Origin of the sequence: Pseudomonas sp. CM25, assembly GCF_013179705.1 — a bacterium.
GTDB lineage: Bacteria > Pseudomonadota > Gammaproteobacteria > Pseudomonadales > Pseudomonadaceae > Aquipseudomonas.
The window spans coordinates 1-1,818 of the sequence record NZ_JABMCW010000599.1; the positions used below are offsets into that span (position 1 = coordinate 1).

Below are 1,818 nucleotides of genomic sequence, written 5' to 3' on the forward strand. Positions count from 1 at the left end.
TCTCGCCTGCCGCGAAGGTCAGGGTGGCACCGGTGCTCAGGGTGACGGTGAACGGCTTGTCCAGCGCCTTGTTCAGGCTGATGGTGAAGGTCGGCTCAGTGGCCTCGTTCACGGATACCTGATCGGCCACGATGGTGACCTTGACCAGGTCGCCTTCGTTGTTGCCGCCTGGGTTCGGGTTGCCTGGGGTACCAGGCTCGTCAGTGACAGTTGTGCTGACTTTGGTAGCGCCCAGTTCCAGCTGCTCGAACTGATCGGCGCCTTTGCCCGAGACGTCGGTCAGCCCCTGGGTGATGGTGACCGGGTCGTTGACATAGACGTTGTCTGGAGCAGCCACAGTCGTGCTGCCGACCGACTCACCGGCCTTGATGGTCACGGTGGTGCCATCGGTCAGGGTGAAGGTCAGGCCCTTGTGATTGGTAACCGGCAGGGTTGGATCTGCGCTGACCAGGGTCACGGTGTAGGTGATCTTGCCGCCTTCGGTGACGGTGGTGTTATCCACAGTCAGCTCGGCAGTGACCGGGCTCTGGGTATCGGTGACGGCCACGGTCGCGGCCTTGCCGATCTGCAGGTTTTCCAGTTGTTCGCCGACCACCTCAGCCTTGCTGATGCTGACGGTGATCTTGCCCTCGTCCTTGAACACATCCTCGCCCTGCGCCGAAGCGGCGTAGGACTTGGTGGTCTCGCCTGCCGCGAAGGTAAGGGTGGCACCGGTGCTCAGGGTCACGGTGAACGGTTTGTCCAACGCCTTGTTCAGGCTGATGGTAAAGGTCGGCTCGGTGGCCTCGTTGACGGATACCTGATCAGCCACGATGGTGACCTTGACCAGGTCGCCTTCGCCAGATGGCTCATCGGTGACTTGGGTGCTGACTTTGGTAGCGCCCAGTTCGAGCTGCTCGAACTGATCGGCGCCTTTGCCCGAGACGTCGGTCAGACCCTGGGTGATGGTGACCGGGTCGTTGACGTAGACGTTGTCTGGTGCGCTGACAGTAACCGAACCAGTAGCTTCACCGGCCTTGATGGTCACGGTGGTGCCATCGGTCAGGGTGAAGGTCAGGCCTTTGTGGTTGGTGACTGGCAGGGTTGGATCTGCGCTGACCAGGGTCACGGTGTAGGTGATCTTGCCGCCTTCGGTGACGGTGGTGTTATCCACAGTCAGCTCGGCAGTGACCGGGCTCTGGGTATCGGTGACGGCCACGGTCGCGGCCTTGCCGATCTGCAGGTTTTCCAGTCGTTCGCCGACCACCTCAGCCTTGCTGATGCTGACGGTGATCTTGCCCTCGTCCTTGAACACGTCCTCGCCCTGCGCTGGTGCAGCGTAGGATTTGGTGGTCTCGCCTGCCGCGAAGGTCAGGGTGGCACCGGTGCTCAGGGTCACGGTGAACGGCTTGTCCAACGCCTTGTTCAGGCTGATGGTGAAGGTCGGCTCGGTGGCCTCGTTCACGGATACCTGATCGGCCACGATGGTGACCTTGACCAGATCGCCTTCATTTTCGCCGCCTGGATTGCCTGGTGTGCCAGGTTCGTCTGTCACCACGGTGCTGACTTTGGTAGCGCCCAGTTCCAGCTGCTCGAACTGGTCGGCGCCTTTGCCCGCGACGTCGGTCAGACCTTGGGTGATGGTCACCGGATCGTTGACGTAGACGTTGTCCGGAGCAGTCACGGTGGTGCTGCCGACCGACTCACCGGCCTTGATGGTCACGGTGGTGCCATCGGTCAGGGTGAAGGTCAGGCCCTTGTGATTGGTGACTGGCAGGGTCGGGTCTGCGCTGACCAGGGTCACGGTATAGGTGATCTTGCCGCCTTCGGTGACCGTGG

1 protein-coding gene is annotated in these 1,818 nt (G+C 61.8%); it reads right to left on the bottom strand.

The window, feature by feature from the left end; translation table 11 throughout:
* On the bottom strand, nucleotides 1–1,818 hold a 1,818-nt coding region (locus tag HP546_RS29840; protein ID WP_372242482.1), incomplete at both ends, for an immunoglobulin-like domain-containing protein.